Origin of the sequence: Lysinibacillus boronitolerans JCM 21713 = 10a = NBRC 103108 (assembly GCF_000772935.1) — a bacterium.
Taxonomy (GTDB): Bacteria; Bacillota; Bacilli; order Bacillales_A; family Planococcaceae; genus Lysinibacillus; species Lysinibacillus boronitolerans.
Genome location: NZ_JPVR01000039.1, coordinates 1 through 3,251 on the forward strand (window position 1 = coordinate 1; position 3,251 = coordinate 3,251).

Annotated in this window: 6 protein-coding genes; 2 read left to right on the plus strand and 4 right to left on the minus strand. The window is 34.2% G+C overall.

The features are described 5' to 3' along the window. Positions 1–57: 57 nt before the first annotated feature. Positions 58–234: an XkdX family protein gene (locus CD31_RS00405; protein ID WP_052125277.1), complete on the minus strand. Its 177-nt coding sequence runs from the start codon at positions 232–234 to the stop codon at positions 58–60. Then, the gene (locus CD31_RS22620; protein ID WP_052125278.1) at positions 234–449 is read right to left on the minus strand and encodes a hypothetical protein; all 216 of its coding nucleotides are present in this window, start codon (positions 447–449) and stop codon (positions 234–236) included. Before CD31_RS22620 ends, CD31_RS00405 begins: the two co-directional genes overlap by 1 nt. Positions 450–752: 303 nt before the next feature. Between CD31_RS22620 and CD31_RS00415 the strand changes: the two genes are divergently transcribed. Next, complete coding sequence (locus CD31_RS00415; RefSeq protein WP_036074858.1) at positions 753–1,346, plus strand: DUF4352 domain-containing protein; 594 nt, start codon at positions 753–755, stop codon at positions 1,344–1,346. Positions 1,347–1,500: 154 nt separating this feature from the next. Continuing rightward, entirely contained in the window at positions 1,501–2,247 is a 747-nt protein-coding gene (locus CD31_RS00420) for an Ig-like domain-containing domain (RefSeq protein WP_016992937.1), read from the plus strand. Between the two features lie 49 nt (positions 2,248–2,296). Here the strand turns inward: CD31_RS00420 and CD31_RS23170 are convergent, their stop codons facing one another. Further along, positions 2,297–2,437, minus strand: a complete 141-nt coding sequence (locus CD31_RS23170; protein ID WP_016992938.1) for a stalk domain-containing protein — start codon at positions 2,435–2,437, stop codon at positions 2,297–2,299. A gap of 358 nt (positions 2,438–2,795) precedes the next feature. Next, positions 2,796–3,149, minus strand: a complete 354-nt coding sequence (locus tag CD31_RS00425) for a hypothetical protein (protein WP_036074861.1) — start codon at positions 3,147–3,149, stop codon at positions 2,796–2,798. Between the last annotated feature and the right edge of the window lie 102 nt (positions 3,150–3,251).

Sequence of the window (3,251 nt, forward strand, 5' to 3'; positions counted from 1 at the left end):
AAATTTAAAGTTAATCAATAGAATCACGACAAGGTAAAGAAATCTTAACGTACCCATTCATTTAGACAATAAAAATAACGCTAAGCTATGCTTCGACTTAAAATCTTGCTTAGTTATTTCTTTATACTGTTCAGGTGTAATCTCACCAAAAGGATTAGCTTCTGTTATTACTGCCATGCGACGCTTTTCTGCTGTAACCCACTTTAACTTATAAGCCATTTCCCAAAATTCCATTAAAAAGCCCCTCCTTTTAATTGCATGATTTCTATTTTCATCCGGGCCACCTGCGCACCAAGTCCGTTGATCACTATATCCCTCTGCATATTATCTAACTTTTCTTGTGCTAATTGAGGACCTAATGCTGCAATTGTTTCTTTTTCGGTTGGCCCACTGAAAATTTTAGTAGGTGGTTTTAAGTTTCCGTATTTATCGCGTTCTCGAATTTCCATTAATCAATTACCCATTTGCACCTACTCGTATTATTAACATCCACAATATCTTTCTTTAAAATACCCCAACGGCATATCTGATTTCCCACTCTTTTCTGCAACCTTTTTTAGCTGAATCTTTTTTCTTGGACTTTGACATGTTACTCTCTCCTTTTAAGAACATTCGTTTGTATTTATCAATGCATTTTTTCTATTTCTTGTATCCAGGGAACCATTCCCATCCAATAATTACATACAGACATTTTTTTACTATTTTGCTATAGTTTCAAATGTACTAAATACATATATAGGGAGAGTACGTAAATGAAGAAATTTTTTAAATTAGGATGTGGAGCATTAATTGCTTTAATTATCCTAGGCGCTATTATTGGGGCATTAGGTGGCGGAGATGATTCATCAAAAGTTGATGATCAAAAATCTTCTGCAACTAGCACTGATAAAAAACCAACTAAAAAAGATGATCAAGACAAAGTTGTTGGAATTGGTACGGCTTTAGAAGTTGGAAAAGCAGTATTTACAGTTAATGAGGTTCAATTAGCAGATCAAGTAGGTCCATCAGCGCTACCGACACACGCAAGTGGAAAATATGTAGTCTTAAATGTAACTTACAAAAACAATGGCAATGAAGCTGTGACAATTGATTCAAGCTTCTTTAAATTAAAACGCGGCGAAAAAACATATGAATCTGATAGTACTGCTAGTATGTCAGCTAACCAAGGAGAAAATGGAGATATTCAAAATAGCTTCTTCTTCCAAGAGGTTAACCCGGATATGGAAATCAGTGGTAAGGTGGTATTTGACTTAGCTCCAGAGGCAGCCGAGGCAACTGACCTACAATTACAAGTTCAAACTGGTTTGTTTGGAACAGAAACAGGTATGATTAATTTACAAAAATAATTTCATTTATCTTAAAAGCCCAGGCTCAAATTTTGAGTACCTGGGCTTTTATTGTCAAATAACTAATAAAGTTTACTCGTTTTTATCATATACAAATCCCACTATTAACCATAAAATATATTAATATTATATTTTGAAAGGTTGAAGTTTAAAATTGAAGAAAAGTCTAACTGTTATTATATGTGCATTATTTTTATTTGTTTCAAATTCTTCCTTTGTTTATGCTGCACAAGATACTGAAGCTCCAACTATTGAAGAAATAAAAGTATTAACACCTGTTGTTAAAGCTGGCTCTACGGCAAAGATTGAACTTACAGTTTCAGATAATTTATCTGGAATTAGATATGTAAATGTACATTTTAAATCACCAGATGGCAAGAACCACCTTTATCCTTTTGATCTATCTATAGATGAACCTGGTGAACTCAAAGGTACTTACATTTTAGAAAGTCATGTAATGGCAGAGTTTGGGATTCTTGGTGAATGGACATTAGATTATATATCAGTACAGGATTTTGCTTTTAACACCTACTCATATTTCACAAATAAAGGTTACGAATTTCTTCAAAACAAATCCTTTATAGTAGAGGGCTTTACATCTTGGGAAACACAACAAAATGTTGAATTAAATAAAGAATTTACAATATCATTTAATTCAAATATTGATATTTCTACTATTTTGGAAAAAAATATTTATATTAAAGATGATGCCCGTGGCGAAAACATACCATTAATGTTTATTATCGATAGAAGTTCAGACATGCAGACAAGCAAGGTCACGATTGCACCAGTAGGAAGTTATAAACCAGGAAGTAGTTATACGCTATATATAAAAGATATTATTTCTAAAGATGGTCAAATTTTAAACGAAAATGTAAAAATGCAATTTATAACAAAATAAACAGCAAAGACCTAGACAGCAAATTAAGCTGTTTGGGTCTTTATTTATGTTATTTTACTTCATATAATTTGGTTGTTTTGCTTTCGTCATTATAAACGAGCTTTAATCCTAAAAGCTCGGCTAGTTCACGCACCTGAACATGTGTCCTACCATCAATAATTGCTGAAATGGTCTTAGCATCATTGAGCATGACTTCTCTTCTGTAATTTGCGCACCTTTTACTTCCTCTAAGCCATTAAAAATATCTAGCTTGAATTGCGCCTCGGAGATCCCCATACTCGCTAAATAGGCGAATGGATCAACATGTTTCTTGACTCCCTATTCCCCACCTTCATACCCTATTTAAAATAAAAAGCCATGAGAAGCTTCGAGATTCAGTAACATGTACCGTTGCCCCTCTCGATTGCTCTCATAGCTAAAAAACACATAAAAAAATAGCACTGCTCGGCACAGTGCGTTGTTTAGGTCTTGTTGTACATTAAAAACCCTTCACGAAAGTGAAAAAGCAAAAAGAAACCCCACCATATAGATGAGGTTCAATTCAATGATTATGGATTGATGTAACTAAAAGGCAATCCAATATTTTGGTTATCTATTGTTTTGACTTGAACTGAAATACCATCTCCACTGTCTATTGCAGTAAAGAATGTTATATCAAATCCAACTTCTCCTTGAGCATTAGTTACTTCCGTAATAGGCTTAGTCTTGCTACCTTGAAGTATTTCTTGTACACCGTACATCTCAGCCCTTGTATTATCGTTATTAGTAATTATAATTTCTAAGTTAAACTGATATCCAGCTATCGGATTAGAATTGCTGTCCAAAGCTTTTACAGTCACAATTCGAGTCCCTACCCCATTTAATGGTGCAGATATTGTGACAGTTGATTTAAGAACATCCAACGGCCCCACATTTGGTACGCTATTCTCGTCTTATCCTTTCCTTACAAAGGTCAGGTTTTATAACGAGCCTTCACCGTACAGGCGACTTTCATCGCATACGGC

What these genes read in the sequence shown, in the direction of transcription:
- CD31_RS00415 (WP_036074858.1), top strand. Translation starts at nt 753, where the DNA reads ATGAAGAAATTTTTTAAATTAGGATGTGGAGCATTAATTGCTTTAATT.
- CD31_RS00405 (WP_052125277.1), bottom strand. Translation starts at nt 234, where the DNA reads ATGGAATTTTGGGAAATGGCTTATAAGTTAAAGTGGGTTACAGCAGAA.
- CD31_RS23170 (WP_016992938.1), bottom strand. Translation starts at nt 2,437, where the DNA reads ATGCTCAATGATGCTAAGACCATTTCAGCAATTATTGATGGTAGGACA.
- CD31_RS22620 (WP_052125278.1), bottom strand. Translation starts at nt 449, where the DNA reads ATGGAAATTCGAGAACGCGATAAATACGGAAACTTAAAACCACCTACT.